This window comes from Paenibacillus sp. MMS20-IR301, from assembly GCF_032302195.1.
Classification (GTDB): domain Bacteria; phylum Bacillota; class Bacilli; order Paenibacillales; family Paenibacillaceae; genus Paenibacillus_AQ.
On sequence record NZ_CP135275.1, the window covers coordinates 741039 to 760373 of the forward strand.

Genomic DNA, 19335 nt, shown 5'->3' on the forward strand with positions numbered 1-19335 from the left:
TTGATAGCATGGACTTCAGTAACTCAGCCTACCAGCTGCTGCAGCGCCGCACGGGAATCCCCATGCTCCAGCTGCTCCAGAGAGGCAGTAACTTCACCGGCTAAGCCTGGCAGCAGGGTTAAATCCTGTCCCCACAGACTGGTGTTGCTGAGGATGGTGCTGACGAAGCTGGCCGGATGGCTCCAGGCCTGGTCAAATACAGCAAGTACCTCTGCACTATCCTGGCGCGGCACGCGGTCCCCGCGGTAGCTGAGCAGAAGGGCCGCGAAGGCAAGTGTCATGCGCTCAGGCAGCCGGCTGCGTTCCTGCTGGTAGCGGAGGAGTACAGGGAGCAGGCGGGTTTTGAATTTGGAGATGCTGTTCAGTGAGATGGAGGTCAGCTCATGGCGGATGAACGGATTTCTGAACCGCTCCTGTACAGCACCGGCATAAGACAGCAGCTCATCCTCAGGCAGATCGAGCATCGGAATCAGCTCTTCTTCGATCAGCTGTTTCACGAAGCGGGAGAAGGTGCCGTCATTCATCACATCTTCAACCGTTTCGAGGCCAGCCAGCAGACCAAGCGGAACCATTGCGGTATGCGGCCCGTTCAGCAGATGAACCTTGCGTTCACGGTAAGGGGTCATATCAGGAGTGACCACAACGTTCAGTCCGGCCTTAGCCAGCGGCAGCCGCTCAGCCAGGGATTCCGGTCCTTCAATGACCCAGAAGAGGAACGGCTCGGCCGTAACCATTACTTTGTCGAGATAACCAAGCTCTGCTTCCAGCGCAGCAGCCTGCTCACGCGGGTAGCCGGGAACAATCCGGTCAACAAGGCTGCAGCAGAAGGTATTCTCCGCTTTCAGCCATTCGAGGAATTCTCCCCCGAGGTTCCATTCGGCAGCATAACGCTCCACAATCTCCTGCAGCTTCTCACCATTGCGGTCAATCAGCTCACAAGGGATAATGACGAAGCCCTTCTTGCCGAGCTGGAAACGGCGGTGGAGCAGCGCTGTCAGCTTACCCGGGAAGCTCTTCGGCGGTGCAGCCTCTGCGCGGTCACCGGGAAGATAGGCAATGCCGGCTTCCGTAGTATTGGAGGTGATGAATTCCAGCTCATCGTTCTCAGCAAGGGCCAGATAAGCCTCGTACTGGGTATACGGGTCAAGTACACGGCTCACGGAGCTGATCAATTCACGGGAGTTGACAGTCTGGCCGTCCATGATACCGTTCAGCAGAACCGTATACAGGTTATCCTGTTCAGCCATGAATGTGCCCACGCCGCCGCCGGGGCCTTGCTCAATCGGCTGCACCAGTACGGCGCTTCCGTTAAAGAGGCCCTGATTATTCATCTGCTGCAGCTGCCAGTCCACGAAGGCACGCATAAAGTTGCCTTCGCCGAACTGGATCATCCGTTCCGGATGGAGAGTTAATTCCGGGTGAGTGCTTCGGGATAAACGGTTTGTCATAGTAGTCATGATCTCCTTTAAATATAAAGTTTAAATGCACACGTTAACATTTTTATTTTAAGCAAACCCCGGATACACCGCCCTTGACGGCCGGCTCCGAGTTTGCTGAAAATAGCGGCTTGCCTGATGCTGTACTTCGCTGCCGGGGATCATCGCTGGCCTGAACCGGCATTCAGCAAAAGAATCATAAGCACAGCGCTGCACTCTCCGGGGTCACGCAGCCTAACCCCCGGCAACCGTATCGCGCACAACCAGCGAGGTACGGACGAACAGCTGCTGCGGCGGAGTATCCGGCTGCTGAAGCAGCTGGATCAGCATGGTCATGCCCAGCTCACTGATCTCGGCAATAGGCTTGCGGACAGTAGTGAGGGCCGGATTCGTATAGCGCGAGAACATAATATCGTCGAATCCGATCAGTGAAATCTGCCCCGGCACATTGGTATTGTGGGCGTAGCAGGCATTCATGGCGCCGATCGCCATATCATCGTTGGAGCAGAACACAGCTGTAGGCTGCTCCTCCAGACCCAGCAGTGCCGTCATTGCAGCATAACCGCTCTCAATGCTGTAATCTCCGGAAGCGAAATAATCGGGATTCAGCCCGAGACGGTTAGCAATCAGGCTGTCCATGAATCCTTGCTTGCGTTCGCTGGACGATTTGAAGCCGGGCTTGCCTTCAATTATAGCCAGCTTACGGTGCCCCTGCTGCACGGCGTAATCAATCGCTTCCCTGACGCCTTCACGGTCATTGGCGACCACATTCATAATGCCCGGGTCCTCCAGCTGGCGGTTCAGCACCACAAGCGGAATGCCTATCTTCTTCACATGGTAGATGAAGGCATTATCCTCATCACTCTGGCTCATGACCAGAATGCCGTCGAATCGCTGAGGCTGGATATTGCTGAAATTATGCACGCCGTCGATTCCGTTCACCGTCAAATTGTAGTTCTCATCGAGGATATGCGTAATCCCCTTGATGGCATCAACCAGGAAGCTGGCTGAAGTCCCCTGCTCAATGCTGGAGAAGAACAGTCCGATGGTGAACGATCTCTTGGTGACCAGACTCTTCGCGCTGTAGTTCGGCACATAATTCATCTCCGCAGCAATGCGTTCAATCTTGTCCCGGGTGGCCTTCTTAATCAGCGGGTTGCCGTTTAGTGCTCTGGATACTGTAGTATGAGAGACACCAGCGACACGTGCGATATCCTTGATGGTAATCATAAGATCTCTCCGGGTAATTGGAATTGTTAACGATTTCAGTTTAGTTCTCAAGCGCGGTCAAGTCAATAGTTTATTGAAATGCACACGTTAATATTTTGTGAAATATGAGCGCGGAGGGCAAGACAGGCCCGGGAACCGGTCCCGGGCCTGTCTTGCAGGAAGCAATCTCTTTTGCATGCAGGAGAATGAATCATAGATGCGGAATTAACCGGCATAGAACAGGTACAGTGCAAGTCAGCCAAAAGCTGTCTCAGACCCGGTTATGCTGGAACTTCGTAATGTCCCGGGCGTAATGCGAGGATGTGCCGTCGAATCTTTTTATCCGTACATAGTCTTCAGAGAATTTCACGACAATTCCGACACCTACCTGGGAATACATCCCGTCGGGGTCAAGCTGCAGTGCGGACACAAAGGTCTGCGAAAGGGCAGCGACAAAAAAATCAGCGTTATCAACAAGTGTCCGCGGCATGGCAGGGGTCCCTCCTCAGTTTTGTTCTGGCAAATCAACGATGCAAAAAACTTAGATCTTATTTTACGATAGGAGAGCGGTTTTGAAAATAGGCTTTCTTTTGCAGAAAGTGTGAAAATAATGGTTTTTATGTGAAAAGGGGTGCAATACTGGTGAGTGCGGCAAAAAAGACGGTAATAGGTGTGCTGGCAGGGCTGATCATTCTGCTAATCGTGGTTCCAACAGTGTATGTTCAGGTAAATAAGAGGCTATATGCCCACAGGGTTATGTCTTATCTATTGCATGAGAAGCATTACAGCAGGGAGGAGATTGCTTCAGCCCGGGGAATTTGGTCGGTCAAGTTGCCGCCGTTTCTGGTCAAGGTCAAATTCAGCGATGAGCCTGAGGTTGAGTATACTTACTTTGCACATAATGAGGTGCTGCAATTCAGCCACGAGATTACACAGACCGGGCTTGAACAGGGAATCAGCGATGCTGATCTGAAGCATTATGTTCCGATGGAGTAGGCGTATAGCGTATCACATAAGTTATGTCTGGCGAAAAAAAGAATATAGTCCCGCTCCCCACCGCTGCGGGCATTTCGGCTAATAATATGACATGGGGCTGTCCAGTTACTTGTGCTACACTGTGGCAACAGAAGAGTTATTAAACAGAACAGCAGGGGGAATCAAAAAATGGCGGAACCACTAAAGGCTATGTACAACGAAGAATTTCTGAAAGGGCTTGGGGCTAAACTTGCTGCCGTGTATAGCGGATTTGATTGCAGAGGCTTCACCGCAGCAGCGATGAAAGAGCCTTGGGAGGAGCTCGAGCTTAAGGCCCGGATGCGGCGGATTACGGAAACTCTGGGGGATTTCCTGCCTCCCCGGTATGAAGATGCCCTGCAGATTCTGTTTGCAATAGATGAGCAATGCATAGGCTTTCCGTATCTGATCTTCCCTGACTTCGTCGAAGTATTCGGCGGAAGTGAAGAGCACTGGGAGCTGTCGGTGGCTGCACTTGAGCGGTTCACACCGAAATCTTCGGCGGAGTTCGCGGTCCGGCCCTTCCTGCTGCGCGATCCGCAGCGGATGATGGCCCGGATGCTGATCTGGGCACAGTCGCCGGGTGAGCATGTGCGGCGGCTGGCCAGTGAAGGGTGCCGGCCCCGCCTGCCGTGGGGGCAGGCACTGCCGGTGTTCAAGCGGGATCCTTCCCCGGTGCTGCCGGTGCTGGAACTGCTGAAGGCCGACCCTTCGCTGTATGTCCGCAAGAGTGTGGCCAACAATCTGAATGATATTGCGAAGGATCATCCCGGCGTAGTGATTGAGACCGCCCACCGCTGGCTAGGCGGGAATGCCCATACGGACTGGATCGTGCGGCACGGCTGCCGGTCGCTGATCCGCAAAGCCAATCCCGAAATTATGGCTTTATTCGGTTATGCGGCTGAAGCGGAGGATACGCCGCTCGTCACCTCAGCCGTTCTGGCTGTAGAACCGGGTACTGTGCGGACCGGTGACAGCTGCGGGCTGCAGTATGCTCTTACAATCCGGGAGGGTGATCCGGTACGTATCCGCATCGAATACGGGATTGATTTCGTGAAGGCCGGAGGCAAGACCTCCCGCAAGCTGTTTCTGCTATCGGACAAAACCGTCCCGGGCGGCTCCAGGCTGACCGGAACGCGGACCCACCGCTGGGCCGATCTGACCACCCGGCGGCATTATCCGGGCAGGCACAGGATTGCGCTGCTGGTCAATGGCCGGGAAGCTGCACATACACTGCTGCAGCTCGAACCGTGGAGCGATGGAGGCGATGAAGAGTGATTACGAATAATCTGATGATCAAGCTGAAAGACAGCAGCCCGGAGCGTATTGCTGAAGCCCGTGAAGCGCTGCTCGGCATGCGCGGCAAGATTGGGCATATCCATGAACTGAAGGTGGAGACAGACATCCGCAGCGGTACGTATGACCTCATGCTGATCGTACAATATGTGTCGATGGCCGACCTGGAGGCGTATCTCGTCCATCCTGTTCATGTTAAGGTATCGGAGTATATTGCCGGTGTCATTCTATCAGCGGCTTCGTTTTGCTATGGGACATAAGGAAGCTTTACACCAGCAGATGATGGTCCTGTTTTGGCGTACATCTATAATCTGTTTCCGCGCTGCCGGTACCGCAGCTAGAAGCTGCAAACAACAAAAAGGATGTCTCCTCAGCCTAAATGGCTTGTGGGACATCCTTCTTTGCTCAGGGCCCCTGCAGCTCCACATGCAGCTGTTGGTTGTCCTTCACCTCCCGGCTGGTCATGCCGAGCACATAACTCCGCAGCCCGCCGGATGGAGCTGACTGCCAGAGCCGGTAGCCTTCAGTGGCAATCACTGCCGCATTGTCTGTACGGGCAGTGCCGGCAAAATAGATTTCATTCAGCCGGCCGACTACATCGGCCATGGCCATCAGCTCGGCATCCGAATATCCGGCATATGCAGGGTCTGCGGATAAGCGGGAATAACTGCGGGTCGCTGAGCGTTTGCGGAAATTCGCCTCACTATACTTTTTGAAGCCGAGCAGATTCTCGTCAGTGCTGCCTGTCGCTGCTGCCCAAGCTTCCATACCCAGTGCCGCTGTACTGTAATCCATAGTTTGATTAGCGGAGGAATACTTAAGAAGGCCGTATTGATGAGGGAATACAGACAAAGCGCTTCCGGCAATATCATAGATACGGTTTCCGTTCTCCTCTTGGTATTGGCTGATATCCTGAATGTGAATATGACCGCTGAATACGGTCCGGATACCGCTTTGCAGCAGGGTATCAATCACCTGGCCATGATCGTCCACGGTAAAGCCCTCCTGGATGAATTCACTGTGATCGAGCAGGCTGTGGTGCATAACCGCAACGATGTGCGCGCCGTTTGCAGCAGCCAGCTCACCGCAGGCTCTAATCCATTTCAGGGTTGCAGAACTGACACCGCCCTCCAGCTGCGGATGTCCCAGCTTCTTGTTATCCCCATACTTAGCAGTGTCGAGCATAAGCAGCCACAGATCCTCTGACGGAGCTGCCAGATAGCTGAGCGAATCCCCGTCTTCCAGCAGCGCTTCACTGTACCCGAAATTATTATAGATTGTACGGAATTCCTCCGCTGTTACGGAATCTGCTGTATACTGGCGGCTGCCGTCGAACCTTCGCGCCCAGGGGTTCTGGATATCATGATTGCCGGGAATTACATACACACGGGTTCCGGTATCCTGTTCAATTTGCTGCAAATGTTTAGCCAGGTCCTTATGACTGGCTTGTTCTCCATTATTGGTGAGATCCCCGCTGATGATTACGGCGTCAGGCCTGCGGATTCCGATGTCATAGCCAAGGGCGTCCATCATTTCACGGCTGTAGCCCAGCTGTTTGCCGTCACCGGCGGCCAGGAACTGATTGAAGGCCGGACCGAAATCCCTCAGGCTTTGTGCTAAATAATGTGTGTCGGTCGTCGTCAGTATACTCAGATCATGACCGGACTCTATACGGTACTGCGGTTGTTGCCGTTCTTCTTGACCGCTGCATGAAGTTAATATCAGAAGCAGGGAAGGGATTATGGCAAATTTACGGATGGACAACATTAAGCTGCACCTCTTTTCCAAGTAAAACTTCAAAAGAGGTGTCCCGCCGGGCCGCTTGCCCCAGTGGACACCCCTGTAAGGAGAGGCTTATTTCTTAACTTCAGTTACACCTGTTACTTTACCCTGATCAGCAGCCGTGTAGGTAGCCTGATATTTAGCGTCAGAGAAATAGACGTTGCCTTCGATGGTGGCATTTACGACAGCGAATCCGTCAGCTTCTACATACACATCACCGACGAAGGTGCCGCCCTGAATCCGGGCATTCTCGCTGCGGATCGTAATTTTTGGAGCGGTGAGCGTGAAGGAGTTCGTAATATTGTGATCCGCATCCTGGGTATAAAGCGCAATTTTGCGGGCCGGCTCTTCCTTGTTGATGAATTGTCCGTCGACCACAAGCTCCTCGGTGAAGGTCAGGTCGTTCAGGACAGCAGCGATCCAGTGGCCGTCTTTGCTGATCGCCTTCTTGAAGGCTTCGTTATTGTCAACAACAGACACGGATGTTACGGCATCCGGAGCCTCCGTGGCGGCAGCCGTACTGCCGTTGTCTGCGGGCGTATTTGTGTTTGCCGCATTGTTGTTCGCTGAGTTTCCGCAACCAAGTAACAGGGCCAGTGTGCAGGCTGCGGCTAATGCTGCGAGCTTTCTCATGTAAATAACCTCCTTGGTGTGTATGTTGCTGTTAAACCATTAATGCTTTAAAATTAATATAGAATGATTAGTGCGGAATTAATGTGATGGATTTCACAATTCCAACTTAATATTTACCGATCGTTCTATAAATGCTAAAATTGATCTTGGAAAGGAGCATGATGATGGCCAGAAGCAAAGAGTTTGATATTGACGATGTGCTCGGCAAGGCGATGAATATTTTTTGGCAGCAGGGTTACGAGAAGACCTCAATGCAGGATCTCGTTGCCGGTATGGGTATTCATAAGCGAAGTATGTATGATACCTTCGGTGATAAACACACCTTATACATTAAAGCTATGGAACGCTTTGCTGCCATCAACGCCTCCAGAATGGAGAGCCGTACCGAAGGGGATATTCCGGTGAAAGCGGCAATTGCCCTGCTGTTTGAAGCCGTGATCTATAAAAGCGAAGCAGAGCCCAAAGGCTGCATGCTGGTGAACACTGCGGTAGAGCTGTCAAATCATGATCCGGAAGCTGCGGCCAGAGTGCAGGAAGCCTTTTTGAACACCGAGAGCCTGATAGAGCGTCTGGTGCTGCAGGGTCAGAATACCGGTGAAATTACCAGCCGTCTTCCGGCAGCCGCACTCGCCGCTTGTCTGCATAACGCCTTGGTAGGCATCCGGGTTATGGTCAAGACTGCTGCGGATCAGCAGAAGCTCCAGACTATCGTTGACACAACCCTTGCAGTGCTTGACTGATGCTGCTGCTATAGTATGAACGTGCCTGCCGGGAATTATCCGGATTATATTCGGGCAGGAAGCAGACTTCTATATCGCCGCCGTTTGGATTACAATATAATTTTGATGATTCATTAAGCGGTGAAAGGAGCTGTACCAGTGGCTAAACAGAAATATTATGTGGTTTGGGAAGGCAAGCAGCCGGGAGTCTACGGTACCTGGGCAGAATGCCAGGCGCAGACGGATCATTATACCGGAGCGAAATATAAGTCCTATGAGAGCAAGGCAGCAGCGGACGCCGCCTATAAAGCAGGCTGGAAAGGCAATTGGGGGACCGGTGCGGCGGCATCCGGAGCATCTGCCAAGGGCAAGAGCACAAAGAGCTGGAGCAGAAGCGCATCTGTCGAAACATCGGCGGAGATTGACTACAACAGCATCTCCGTTGATGTCGGCACACGCGGCAATCCTGGACCTGTTGAGTATAAAGGCGTGGACACGCAGACCGGAGATATCATTTTCTCCTGCGGGCCGATCCGCAAGGGGACGAACAACCTCGGAGAATTTCTGGCGATTGTTCACGCCCTGGCGTTGCTGAAGAAGGAAGGCAGCAGCAAAACTGTCTACAGTGACTCCGTGAATGCGATGAAGTGGGTCAAGCAGAAGAAGGTGGCGACCACGCTGCCGCGCGATGCTTCCACCGAAGAGATCTGGGTCCTGATTGACCGGGCTGAGAGCTGGCTGCGCAGCCATACATATGATAATAAGGTGCTGAAATGGCAGACCAAAGAGTGGGGCGAGATCAAAGCGGACTACGGCCGCAAATAATCTCGGCCGCATGTGGTTAATAACAGGGTAAGAAAGAATACTATCAGTAAGCATGCAGGAGGAGAACGGGATGTTTGGCAATGATTGGGATGAAGTGCTGCAGGAAGAGATTCAAAAGCCGTATTTCAATGAGCTGCGCTATGCGCTGGCGCATGAGTATAAGCAATACACCGTCTACCCGCCCAAGGACAAGCTGTTCTCGGCTCTGAAGCTGACGCCATACCATAAGACCCGGGTGGTTATTCTCGGCCAGGATCCGTATCACGGTGCGGGACAGGCACATGGACTGAGCTTCTCGGTTGAGCCGGGGGTGCGGATTCCGCCGTCGCTGCGCAATATTTATATTGAGCTGCATGAGGATTTGGGCGTAGCGGCCCCGAATCACGGGTCATTGCTGCACTGGGCAAACGAAGGAGTGCTGATGCTCAATGCCGTGCTCACTGTACGTGAAGGCCAGCCGAACTCGCATAAGGGACTAGGCTGGGAGACATTTACCGATGCTGTTATGGAGAAGCTGAACGAACGGACTGAACCGATGGTATTCATCCTCTGGGGCAGCCATGCCCAGCTTAAGGGGGCGGCTATCGACCGCAGCAGGCATAAGGTTATCCAGTCTCCGCACCCGAGCCCGTTCTCGGCTCACCGCGGTTTTCTCGGCAGCCGCCCGTTCTCCCAGGCCAATCAGTACTTGGAATCGCACGGGCTTACAGGAATCGACTGGTCCATACCGAATCTATAATTAGCAAGCACAACAAGAAGGGGGTGGAGCCATGAAGCATTGGGTAGGCAGACCGGTCATTATGTACTGCGGGGAGGAGCCGTATACGATTATGAAAGGCGTTCTGCGCAGGTGGGACCCTGCAGCTTCGGTAGCCGTAATCGGACATCAGGAAATTACCGTCCCTTTTCGTGACATTGTGTACATCAAGACACTGGCTCCCAAGGAGAGGGCCCTGCCCCCGGTTCTCCATTCTGTCGGATATGTAATGAGAGAACGCCAGCAGTTTGATAACGCAGTCTATTTCAAATCTGCCGTTACAGTCTGGAAAGGCGACCAGCTGATCGCCTGCAATACGACGATTGTGGCGCATACCAAAGGCTCAGTCACGCTCCGGGACGGGCAGAACCTGCTGAAGGGTAATCACATCTTTGTAGTCCGCTCGCTGCGGGGCTGAGTATCGGGTTCACAAGCAGAAGGGCAAGTCCCCCATCCGGGGTGACTTGCCCTTTTTTTGTAAGCTAAGATTATATATGTGCCTGGGATTACTGTGGTTATTGCGGTTCATTATCCGTTATTACTACGGTCTCCGTCTCGGCTGCAGGCTCATCCCCGCGTTCAGCAATGATAATCTCGTAAATCCGCAGGAAGAGAATTTTGAGGATCATGTATACCGGCAGCGCAATCAGCACGCCGATAATACCGAAGAAATCTCCGCCGACCAGAACAAGCAGGACGGTTGTCAGCGGATGCACATCCAGCGATTTGCCGTAGATGATCGGTGACAGGACATTATCCTGAATCTGCTGGGCAACCAGAATAATTACCAGCGACCAGATGGCCATCGAAGGGGATTCAATGAAGCCTACGATGATAACCGGAATCGCTGCCAGCAGTGATCCGACATAAGGAATGAAGTTAAGCGGAATGGAGATCACCGCCAGCAGCAGTGAATAGGGCAGGCCGATTAACAGGAACCCGATATAGAGCATGATGCCCAGCACCACATTCAGCAGGACGCGGGTAACAATGAAGCCGCTTAGCGCACTGTCGATATCCTTCAGGATATCCTGGCCCTGCTTGCGGTATTTCCTGGGTACCAGACTCTGCAGAATGGGCGACAGCTTATGTCCGTCCTTCAGCATGTAATAGAGGATAATCGGCAGCGTCGCGATAACCACTACAATGCTGGAAACGACACTGATCAGGTTGGACATGGAATTCGTTACCCATGCAATGGCATCATTCAGGTAGCCTGTCAGCCGGGTGGTCAGATCCGTATCCCCTTGGAAAAACCGGGAGAAGGCGGGTTCATTCTGCAGCTGGTTGAACTGGTTTTGCAGCCCTTGCACCAGGTAAGGCGTGTTGTCGATGAAATTCTGGATCTGCTCACGCAGTGTCGGCCAGACCAGCACCCAGAACAGGACGAACAGTCCGGCAAAGACCAGATAGATCAGCAGAACGGAGAGGGCCCTGTTAAGCTTCTTACTCTCCAGGTAATTCACGAGCGGCCGGAGCAGGTAGAACATGAAGCCTGACAGCATCATCGGCACAAGCAGCAGATTAAAGATGGCCACAAGCGGCGAGAACAGAAAGATTACTTTGGAGCCCAGATACAGGATAGTCAGAAATGCGATAATAGCCAGGCATGTCCGGAAATATTTGCTTTGCAGCACAGTTGCTCCCCCAATCTCTAAATTTATGTTTATGTATACGTAACACGAGCAGCAGCGTTCTATTTAATTTGCTGAAGCTCCGGTTCTATCTTTATAACCGGATTGGAAGACTTTGATTCAGCACCGGCTTGTCCCGGGTTCAAGCGGTATACAGAGGGTTAATATCGCAGTAACAGGAGGGATGTGAGATGCCTACTCTCGTTGTAGGGATTTTTGGACACAGGAGCGATGCAATACTTGCAATCGGGGAATTGAAGGAGTACGGAATTAAAGCCAAGGAGATATCGGCGGTTACGAAGCAGAAAAATACACTTGAGATTATCAGCCATGACGCCGGGATAGGGGCTGTGAAGACCGGTGAAGGCAATGAGGGTTTGTTCGGTACAGCGCGCGGTCTGGGTGTCGGCCTTAATATGCTGGATGATACGGCTGTGGCAGCAGGTCCGGCCGCAGGCAAGCTGGCGGGAGCTGATATTGAAAGTGACAGCCTCACAGTCAGTCTGATCGGTATTGGTATCCCGCAGGAGGATGCTGAAGCGTATGCGGCGCATGCTGATCTTGAGCATATCATTGTGATCGTGCTCCTCCGGGAAGAGAAGCAGCGTGAACAGGTACAATCCATATTTGAGAAGCATCAAGCAGTGCCGCTCCGGTCCGGATAAGCGGGCAGGGCACAGAACTAAAGCGGAGCTTAATATTTACGCGGCGGACGGGATCTTCGTTTTGCCGCTTTTTTGCGTGCCTGGACGAAGAGAACGGGATCAATGCCGATTTCTCCCCCTGTAGCTTTAGTAACCTGCTTCGCTTTGACCAGGGAAAGGAAGCCGAATAATTCGCCGAGAACACCAAAGCCGGCGGCAATGATTGCATAGTCTTCAGCACTCAGCTCTTCGCTTTCTGCCGTATTACTGCTGCTTCCGCTGCCGGCATTCTTGCCTCCGCTGTTGTTGCCGGCAGGATTATAACCATAGTTATCGCTGTTATTGGCCATTTCGTGTTCACCCGCTTTTCCCCATATGTAATATAAAATATGTTGCAGCGTCCTGTTATGAAATAGGCAATCGGGAGGTAATTTGCTGCAGCAGAGCTGCGGAGGACTCATCCGGAAATGAGCAGAAATGAGCATGAACAGGCCGGATACACGGTGGGAAGCGCAAAAACCTTGTGAAAAAGGGATATTTTGCTGTTTTTAAAGCAGAAAAAAAGCACTTTACAGGTTATGAAAACGCTGTTACAATCATAAATGAGCACAAATGGTCAATAACGATCAGTAATGAGCGAATAACTGAGCAAACCTTAATCCAAACTCAAATAGATGATCTATTATAGGAATCCGGACAGCTTGAGCTGCCCGTCCTGAGGAGTGAGAATCATGTTTGAAGAAGAACGGAAACGGAGTATCCTGCAATTTGTCAATGAGCATACAAGAGCATCGGTTCAGGAGCTGAGCCAGGAGCTGTCAGTCTCGGAATCAACGGTGCGCCGTGATCTCAAGGAGCTGGAGGAAGCGCACCTGCTGAAGCGTACACATGGCGGGGCAGTGTCTCTGCAAAGTGTAAACTTTGAGGCGGCTATTCCGGATAAGGAAGACAGGTTCCTGGATGAGAAGCTGCGGATCGCCCGTAAGGCAGTAGAGATGATTCAGGAAGGCGATGCGATCCTGCTGGACGGCGGAACGACAACCTTGCAGATTGCCCGGGCGCTGAAATCGTTCCGTAACCTGAAAGTAATCACCAACTCCATCATGGCACTTAACGAGCTGAAGGATTGCCGCAACATCGAGGTGTCCATTACCGGAGGAATGCTGCGGCCGGACACGATGGCTTTTGTCGGACCGATGACTGAACGTTCACTGGATATGGTGCGGGTAGATAAGGCATTCCTGGGAACGAACGGGCTGGATTTACGGGAAGGCATCACCACCCCCAACATGCTGGAGGCAGCTACCAAGCGCAAAATGATCTCTGTGGCGAAGCAGAGCATTCTGCTGGCTGACCACAGCAAGATCGGGCAGATTTCTTTTTGCAAAGTAGCGGATCTTAAGGAGATCGACCACTACATTCTGGATACGGCAGTGCCGGAGAGCTTCCTCCGGGAGCTGGGGAAACTGGATATTGATTATACGTTGGCCTAAGACAGAGCGTACAAACCACAATAATGAGGGATGACAAATGATTTATACAGTTACGCTTAACCCTTCCGTCGATTATATCGTGGAGGTTGAAGAGTTTATTACAGGCGGGCTAAACCGGATGAAGCGGGATATGAAGCTCCCGGGAGGGAAAGGGATTAATGTATCCCGTGTCCTTAACCAGCTTGGAGTAGCTAATACGGCGACCGGCTTTCTTGGCGGCTTCACCGGCGGGTACATTGAAGACTGGCTGCGCAAGGAGACGATAGACAGTGATTTCGTGCATATCTCAGATGACACGCGGATCAATATTAAGCTTAAAGCGGGAGAAGAGACCGAAATTAACGGAGCCGGACCGGATATTACCACAGCCGAGGCTGAGCAGTTGCTGCACAAGCTTGACGGCTTGAAGCTGGGGGATATTGTGATCCTGTCGGGAAGCATTCCGCCGTCGCTTGGCAATGATTTCTACGGCAGACTGATCGCCATATGCAGGCAGCAGGGGGCAGAATTTGTCATTGATACAACCGGTCAGGCCCTCAAAGAAGCCCTGGCTCAGGGGCCGCTGCTTGTCAAACCTAATCATCACGAGCTGGCAGAGCTGTTCGGCGTTGCCATTAACACCAGAGAGGAGATTATCACTTACGGGCGCAAGCTGCTGGAAGGCGGTGCGAAGCATGTGCTTGTATCGATGGCCGGAGAAGGTGCATTGTTCATATCCGGCCAGGAGGTATACCATGCCAGTGCCCCGGCAGGCCAGGTGAAGAATTCAGTAGGTGCAGGGGATTCAATGATTGCCGGATTTGTCGGTACCCTGTCGCTGACCGGGAATCTGCTGGAGGCCTTCCGCGCCGGAGTGGCTTCAGGAAGCGCAACAGCGTTCTCTGATGACCTGGCAGAGCGGCAGCTGATTGAAGAGCTTCGTCCAAGTATAGTACTGTCGCAGCTGTAAACTGCCTTACAAGAGAATGAAGTATACCTTTAGGAGTTGATATTAATGAAGATTACGGATCTGATGATACAGGAAACAATGATTATGGAACTGGCGGCAACAACCAAGGAAGCGGCAATCGATGAGTTAATCGCCAGTCTCGCAGCCAGCGGCCGGATTAGTGATGTGAAGCTGTTCAAGGAAAAGATCCTTGCCCGTGAAGCCCAGTCGAGCACAGGCATCGGCGGAGGCATTGCAATGCCTCATGCCAAGACCAAGGCTGTGAATGAAGCGACTGTCGTATTCGCCAAGAGCAGCACCGGGATTGACTTTGCTTCCTTAGATGAAGCTCCGGCCCACCTGTTCTTCATGATTGCCGCTCCGGACGGAGCGGGAAATGTGCATCTGCGTACACTGGCGGCTTTGTCGAGGCTGCTCATTGAAAGCGAATTCATAGAGCAGCTCATGAATGCTAAGACCCCTGAGGAAATCACAGCATTGTTCGACGCCAAGCAGGCTGAGGCAGAAGCTGCAGCCGAGGCGGAAGCGAAGGCGGCTGCGGAGAAAGAGGTGCAGAAGGCTGCGGTGCAGCAGGCTGAGCCGGTGCGTATGATTACCGGAAACCCGGATTCGGCGGCCTTCGTGGTTGCTGTAACAGCTTGTCCTACGGGAATTGCCCATACCTTCATGGCGGAGGATGCCCTGAAGAAGAAAGCCAAGGAGATGGGCGTGAACATCCGGGTCGAAACCAACGGCTCCGAGGGTGCGCAAAATGTACTGACGGAAGATGAGATTGCCCGGGCCAGCGGTGTTATTATTGCTGCGGACAAAAATGTGGAGATGGACCGCTTCAATGGCAAGCCTGTACTGCAGCGGCCGGTAAGTGACGGAATCCGCAAACCGGAGGAGCTGATCCGGATCGCGGTCAAGGGCGATGCACCGGTCTACCGCAGCTCCGGCAAGACAGACAGCGGAGCCGCTGCGGTGAAGTCCGGTACCATCGGAGGCAAGATCTACAAGGACCTGATGAACGGGATCTCCCACATGCTTCCGTTCGTAGTCGGCGGCGGAATTCTGCTGGCTATCTCCTTCCTGATTGAGCAGGTCGCCAGTGTCGACAATCCGCTGGTGAAGCTGCTGCAGACGATTGGCGGAGGTGACGGCGCATTCCACTTCCTGATTCCTATCTTAGCCGGATTTATCGCTCTCAGCATCGGTGACCGCCCTGCGCTTATGCCGGGTATGGTCGGCGGGATTATGGCTCTGAATGCCAACGCCGGCTTCCTCGGCGGCCTGGCTGCCGGTTTCCTGGCCGGATATGTTATTCTTATGCTGCGTAAAGCCTTCTCAGGTTTGCCGCGCACCCTTGACGGCCTGAAGCCGATTCTGCTGTATCCGGTATTCGGCCTGCTCATAACCGGCAGTGTTATGTACTTCCTGTTCAATCCGGTATTCAGCTGGATTAATGAAGGCATGATCGATGCGCTTAACCATTTGGGCACTGGCAACAAAATTCTGCTGGGACTGGTGCTCGGCGGTATGATGGCAATTGACATGGGCGGCCCGTTCAATAAAGCAGCTTATACTTTTGCGATCGGTGTCTTCACTTCCAGCGGTAATACAAACGGCCTGATGATGGCTGCTGTAATGGCCGGAGGTATGGTGCCTCCGCTGGCGATTGCCCTGGCCACTACATTCTTCAAGAATAAATTTACAGAAACCGAACGCAAATCAGGCTTAACCAACTATGTGCTGGGCTTGTCGTTCATTACGGAAGGGGCAATTCCATTCGCTGCAGCTGACCCGCTGCGTGTCCTCACTTCCTGCATCATCGGCTCAGCCGTTGCCGGCGGCCTCACCCAGCTGTGGAACCTTAACGTTCCTGCACCACACGGCGGCGTATTCGTAGCCTTCCTGTCCAGCAATGCGCTGCTGTTCCTGCTGGCTGTGCTGATCGGCTCCGTCATTTCCGGTCTGATGCTCGGTCTCTGGAAAAAGCCGCTCGCGGCAAAATAATGTAATCCATTCCCGGAAACTGCCGTGGAGCAAGGAAGCCGCCTGAGGCCGCCTGCTCTTCAGGCGGTTTCTTTTTGCTGTAACGGATACTCTCCTCAGAAAGAGCGGCAAAGCCGTTTCCGCCTGGGCTCCATTTTTTTGTCGTATTTCGGTATAATTAAAATATATATAAAGAGAAGGCAAAGGAGAATGCGAGATGATTATGCACAAAGGTGAAGTCTTGTTCCGTCAGGGTGACGGCGGCCAGAACCTGTACCGGGTGAAGAGCGGGCTGTTCAAGGTGACAAGACTGCATGAGAACGGGAATATGGTGCTGTTTAACCTGCTCTATCCGGGTGAGACCGTTCCCCATCATTCCCTCATTTCGCCGAAGGAGGCGCATGGAACAGCAGTAGCGATGATGAAGAGTGAGGTGGAACTCATTCCCGCTGCAGAATGGTACCGCGAGCTTAAGGAGAATCCCGGTAAGGTGATGGAGGTCGCGCTTTTGCTGCAGGAGAAGGTACGGTTTATGCAGACAAGGCTGGATCACCTCACGGTAGGCACGCCTGGAGACCGGATGGCCCTGCTGACCCGCTGGCTGAATGAATACTCACACGGCGCATTGCTGACAGACCTGCTGACACAGGAAGAAATCGGACAATTAATCGGCGTCCGCCGGGAAACCGTCAACCGTTTATTGCGGAATCAGGAGTAATTACTGAAATTTATTGGCAATCTGTTTAGAATGGCCCTGCAGCGTGGTATAATCTATTCAGAACCTATTAAACTAAAGAAAGGATCAGGATACCATGTGTCCCCGAAGGACGATTCCCCAAAGGACGATTTGGAAACGTTATGATCTGTCTTATACTTAGCTTCCCTGTAGAATGTGCGTGATTCGTTGTTAATTGACGAGAACCGCCTCTGCGAGGGAAGGGAGTATTGTATGCGAAGGAGCAACACCTCCGGTTTAACCCGTCGTAGAGGCTGGTGGGACGTCTAGCCGCCATTTACGATAAGGGGAGACCGAGTAATGAAGAAACAAGACAGTGGCATGAGTTTGCCGCTCCGACTAGCTGTTATTTTGTCCGGAACATTATTGCTTGCATTTACGTATTATCACATCAATTATCAGAACCATTTGACCGAGGGCGGATTTGTGGGCCTGTCACTGCTCGGCAAATACGTACTAGGGATTTCACCATCGTTATCCATCTTAATCCTGGATATTCCTGTACTCTTAATCGCACTAATCTTCAAAGGAAAATCGTTCGTAATGAACACCTTCATCTCTGTAGCTGCCTTTACGGTATTTTACAGCTTGATGGAGCGCTATTCCGGATGGGTTATTGACCTGCAGGATAACCTGCCGCTAGCGGCATTGTTATCTGGTGTGCTGACAGGTCTTGGAGCGGGAATGGTCCTGCGTGGCGGCGGGGCGAGCGGCGGTGACGATATTTTGTCGCTGCTGATCAGTGAATGGAAAGGAATTAAGGTAGGCACCGTGTTTATTCTGATGGATGTAATTGTGCTGGGCTTGTCACTCTTCTATATGCCTCTCAGAGAAACCCTGTACACCGTAATGGCTGTTGTTGTGGCCGGTTATGTGATTACATTTACAACCTCTCTGGGCAGATCGAAGCTGGTCAAGACTCCGAAGATTCAGCCTTCACTAGGCCAACCGCAGGATAGCTCGGTAGCTTGAATTACGTCAGATGCCCCCGTATTCCGGGGATGATGAAAGGTCAGCGGACGAAAGTCCGGCTGGTCTTTTTTTTGTGTGTAAGCACATTGCCCAGCCCCAGTCTGAAACCGCAAGCCGGAAGGCAGCGTATATATGTCATTCAAACCAGCAAGATGCATAAGGTAGAAGTAGAGCCAGGCCCACTAGTTGAAGGAGGAAGTCCGAGAATGAGTGCACATGAAATTGATTATGCAATTATGGGCGAGGAAATCCAGTGTGTAGAGGTGCAGCTGGACCCGGGCGAGAGTGTTGTTGCGGAAGCGGGCAGCTTCATGATGATGGATCCCGAGATTACGATGGAGACGATCTTTGGTGACGGGAGCGGGAGCTCGCGGGGCGGCGGACTGATGGGCATGCTGAAGGGTGCAGGCAAACGCCTGCTGACCGGAGAAAGCCTGTTCATGACAGTTTTCACACACAGCGGGGCTTATGGACGGAAGAGTGTAACCTTTGCTGCCCCTTATCCGGGTAAAATCATTCCGCTTGATCTTCTGCAGTATGGCGGTAAGGTAATCTGCCAGAAGGATTCCTTCCTCTGCGCAGCCAAAGGCGTGTCGATCGGCATCGAATTCCAGCGCCGGCTGGGGGCGGGCTTCTTCGGCGGAGAAGGCTTCATCATGCAAAAGCTGGAAGGGGATGGACTCGCCTTCGTCCACTCCGGCGGCCATGTGCTGGAGCGGACGCTGCAGCCTGGAGAGACCATCAGGCTCGATACCGGCTGTCTGGTCGCCATGACCTCTTCGGTCGATTACAATATCGAGATGGTCAAAGGGGTGAAGACGGCACTCTTCGGCGGCGAAGGCCTGTTCTTCGCCACCTTGCGCGGACCGGGCAAGGTGTGGGTGCAGTCGCTGCCGTTCAGCCGGATGGCAGACCGCATCCTGTCGGCCGGCAGCGCGGGCGGCCGTAAGGAAGAGGGCAGCATCCTTGGCGGCCTGGGCAACCTGCTCGACGGCAAGTAACGGAGCTTGCGTGCCGGAGACGGTGGCCTGCGGAACTGTCCGCCATTTCCGCCGGCCGCCAGACAAAACCGCAAGCAACAGCCGCCCCGCCGGGATTCCGGGGGCGGCTGTTTTTTTACGGCTCAGAGTTGTTGACTCCGGCTGCATGCTAAGACGATTATCTCCAGGGCCGTAGCCCCTAGCTGCTCTGCCTCCAAGCCCCGAACCCTCTATTGTACTTTGTACACTAGATAAGCTCTTTACCAGCCGGAAAAGTGAATC

At 52.9% G+C, this 19335-nt stretch carries 21 protein-coding genes; 14 read left to right on the forward strand and 7 right to left on the reverse strand.

Annotated features, from left to right (window positions below):
- Nucleotides 1-23: 23 nt before the first annotated feature.
- The 3 genes from LOS79_RS02985 to LOS79_RS02995 all read right to left on the reverse strand — a co-directional run bounded on the left by LOS79_RS02985 (nucleotide 24) and on the right by LOS79_RS02995 (nucleotide 3135).
- Complete coding sequence (locus tag LOS79_RS02985; RefSeq protein ID WP_315416169.1) at nucleotides 24-1448, reverse strand: tagaturonate reductase; 1425 nt, start codon at nucleotides 1446-1448, stop codon at nucleotides 24-26.
- A 222-nt stretch (nucleotides 1449-1670) separates the two neighbouring features.
- The gene (locus LOS79_RS02990; protein WP_315416170.1) at nucleotides 1671-2666 is read right to left on the reverse strand and encodes a LacI family DNA-binding transcriptional regulator; all 996 of its coding nucleotides are present in this window, start codon (nucleotides 2664-2666) and stop codon (nucleotides 1671-1673) included.
- A 250-nt stretch (nucleotides 2667-2916) separates the two neighbouring features.
- On the reverse strand, nucleotides 2917-3135 hold the full coding sequence (locus LOS79_RS02995) for a hypothetical protein (RefSeq protein ID WP_315416171.1): 219 nt from the start codon (nucleotides 3133-3135) through the stop codon (nucleotides 2917-2919).
- A 152-nt stretch (nucleotides 3136-3287) separates the two neighbouring features.
- Here LOS79_RS02995 and LOS79_RS03000 point away from each other — a divergent pair, with 152 nt between their 5' ends.
- The 3 genes from LOS79_RS03000 to LOS79_RS03010 all read left to right on the forward strand — a co-directional run bounded on the left by LOS79_RS03000 (nucleotide 3288) and on the right by LOS79_RS03010 (nucleotide 5215).
- Entirely contained in the window at nucleotides 3288-3641 is a 354-nt protein-coding gene (locus LOS79_RS03000) for a DUF3139 domain-containing protein (protein ID WP_315416172.1), read from the forward strand.
- Nucleotides 3642-3809: 168 nt separating this feature from the next.
- On the forward strand, nucleotides 3810-4937 hold the full coding sequence (locus tag LOS79_RS03005) for a DNA alkylation repair protein (RefSeq protein WP_315416174.1): 1128 nt from the start codon (nucleotides 3810-3812) through the stop codon (nucleotides 4935-4937).
- A complete protein-coding gene (locus LOS79_RS03010) occupies nucleotides 4934-5215 on the forward strand; it encodes a Dabb family protein (RefSeq protein WP_315416176.1) in 282 nt (93 codons plus the stop codon). Before LOS79_RS03005 ends, LOS79_RS03010 begins: the two co-directional genes overlap by 4 nt.
- Nucleotides 5216-5360: 145 nt before the next feature.
- Here LOS79_RS03010 and LOS79_RS03015 read toward each other — a convergent pair whose 3' ends face one another.
- Together LOS79_RS03015 and LOS79_RS03020 are read right to left on the reverse strand one after the other, a co-directional pair.
- Nucleotides 5361-6722 carry a metallophosphoesterase gene (locus LOS79_RS03015; RefSeq protein WP_315416178.1) on the reverse strand — a complete coding sequence of 454 codons (1362 nt, stop codon included), beginning with the start codon at nucleotides 6720-6722 and terminating at the stop codon, nucleotides 5361-5363.
- An 87-nt stretch (nucleotides 6723-6809) separates the two neighbouring features.
- On the reverse strand, nucleotides 6810-7370 hold the full coding sequence (locus tag LOS79_RS03020) for a hypothetical protein (protein WP_315416179.1): 561 nt from the start codon (nucleotides 7368-7370) through the stop codon (nucleotides 6810-6812).
- Nucleotides 7371-7528: 158 nt separating this feature from the next.
- Here LOS79_RS03020 and LOS79_RS03025 point away from each other — a divergent pair, with 158 nt between their 5' ends.
- The 4 genes from LOS79_RS03025 to LOS79_RS03040 all read left to right on the forward strand — a co-directional run bounded on the left by LOS79_RS03025 (nucleotide 7529) and on the right by LOS79_RS03040 (nucleotide 10089).
- The gene (locus LOS79_RS03025) at nucleotides 7529-8110 is read left to right on the forward strand and encodes a TetR/AcrR family transcriptional regulator (RefSeq protein ID WP_315416180.1); all 582 of its coding nucleotides are present in this window, start codon (nucleotides 7529-7531) and stop codon (nucleotides 8108-8110) included.
- Between the two features lie 138 nt (nucleotides 8111-8248).
- Nucleotides 8249-8914: a ribonuclease H gene (gene rnhA / locus LOS79_RS03030; RefSeq protein WP_315416181.1), complete on the forward strand. Its 666-nt coding sequence runs from the start codon at nucleotides 8249-8251 to the stop codon at nucleotides 8912-8914.
- A gap of 70 nt (nucleotides 8915-8984) precedes the next feature.
- On the forward strand, nucleotides 8985-9653 hold the full coding sequence (gene ung / locus LOS79_RS03035; RefSeq protein ID WP_315416182.1) for a uracil-DNA glycosylase: 669 nt from the start codon (nucleotides 8985-8987) through the stop codon (nucleotides 9651-9653).
- Between the two features lie 31 nt (nucleotides 9654-9684).
- Entirely contained in the window at nucleotides 9685-10089 is a 405-nt protein-coding gene (locus LOS79_RS03040) for a hypothetical protein (protein WP_315416184.1), read from the forward strand.
- A 97-nt stretch (nucleotides 10090-10186) separates the two neighbouring features.
- On the opposite strand, the gene LOS79_RS03045 is transcribed toward LOS79_RS03040, so the two are convergent.
- Nucleotides 10187-11308, reverse strand: coding sequence for an AI-2E family transporter (locus LOS79_RS03045; RefSeq protein WP_315416185.1), 1122 nt, complete (start codon nucleotides 11306-11308; stop codon nucleotides 10187-10189).
- Nucleotides 11309-11496: 188 nt separating this feature from the next.
- Between LOS79_RS03045 and LOS79_RS03050 the strand changes: the two genes are divergently transcribed.
- Complete coding sequence (locus LOS79_RS03050; protein ID WP_315416187.1) at nucleotides 11497-11970, forward strand: hypothetical protein; 474 nt, start codon at nucleotides 11497-11499, stop codon at nucleotides 11968-11970.
- Nucleotides 11971-11999: 29 nt separating this feature from the next.
- Here LOS79_RS03050 and LOS79_RS03055 read toward each other — a convergent pair whose 3' ends face one another.
- The gene (locus LOS79_RS03055) at nucleotides 12000-12299 is read right to left on the reverse strand and encodes a hypothetical protein (RefSeq protein ID WP_315416189.1); all 300 of its coding nucleotides are present in this window, start codon (nucleotides 12297-12299) and stop codon (nucleotides 12000-12002) included.
- A gap of 381 nt (nucleotides 12300-12680) precedes the next feature.
- Between LOS79_RS03055 and LOS79_RS03060 the strand changes: the two genes are divergently transcribed.
- The 6 genes from LOS79_RS03060 (at nucleotide 12681) to LOS79_RS03085 (ending at nucleotide 19074) form a co-directional block, all read left to right on the forward strand.
- Nucleotides 12681-13442: a DeoR/GlpR family DNA-binding transcription regulator gene (locus tag LOS79_RS03060; protein WP_315416191.1), complete on the forward strand. Its 762-nt coding sequence runs from the start codon at nucleotides 12681-12683 to the stop codon at nucleotides 13440-13442.
- A 37-nt stretch (nucleotides 13443-13479) separates the two neighbouring features.
- The gene (gene pfkB, locus LOS79_RS03065) at nucleotides 13480-14391 is read left to right on the forward strand and encodes a 1-phosphofructokinase (RefSeq protein ID WP_315416193.1); all 912 of its coding nucleotides are present in this window, start codon (nucleotides 13480-13482) and stop codon (nucleotides 14389-14391) included.
- A gap of 45 nt (nucleotides 14392-14436) precedes the next feature.
- Complete coding sequence (locus tag LOS79_RS03070; RefSeq protein WP_315416195.1) at nucleotides 14437-16386, forward strand: PTS fructose transporter subunit IIABC; 1950 nt, start codon at nucleotides 14437-14439, stop codon at nucleotides 16384-16386.
- Between the two features lie 196 nt (nucleotides 16387-16582).
- A complete protein-coding gene (locus LOS79_RS03075; protein WP_315416196.1) occupies nucleotides 16583-17083 on the forward strand; it encodes a Crp/Fnr family transcriptional regulator in 501 nt (166 codons plus the stop codon).
- 318 nt (nucleotides 17084-17401) lie between these two features.
- On the forward strand, nucleotides 17402-18073 hold the full coding sequence (locus LOS79_RS03080) for a YitT family protein (protein ID WP_315416197.1): 672 nt from the start codon (nucleotides 17402-17404) through the stop codon (nucleotides 18071-18073).
- A gap of 206 nt (nucleotides 18074-18279) precedes the next feature.
- The gene (locus LOS79_RS03085; RefSeq protein ID WP_315416200.1) at nucleotides 18280-19074 is read left to right on the forward strand and encodes a TIGR00266 family protein; all 795 of its coding nucleotides are present in this window, start codon (nucleotides 18280-18282) and stop codon (nucleotides 19072-19074) included.
- Nucleotides 19075-19335 lie beyond the last annotated feature (261 nt).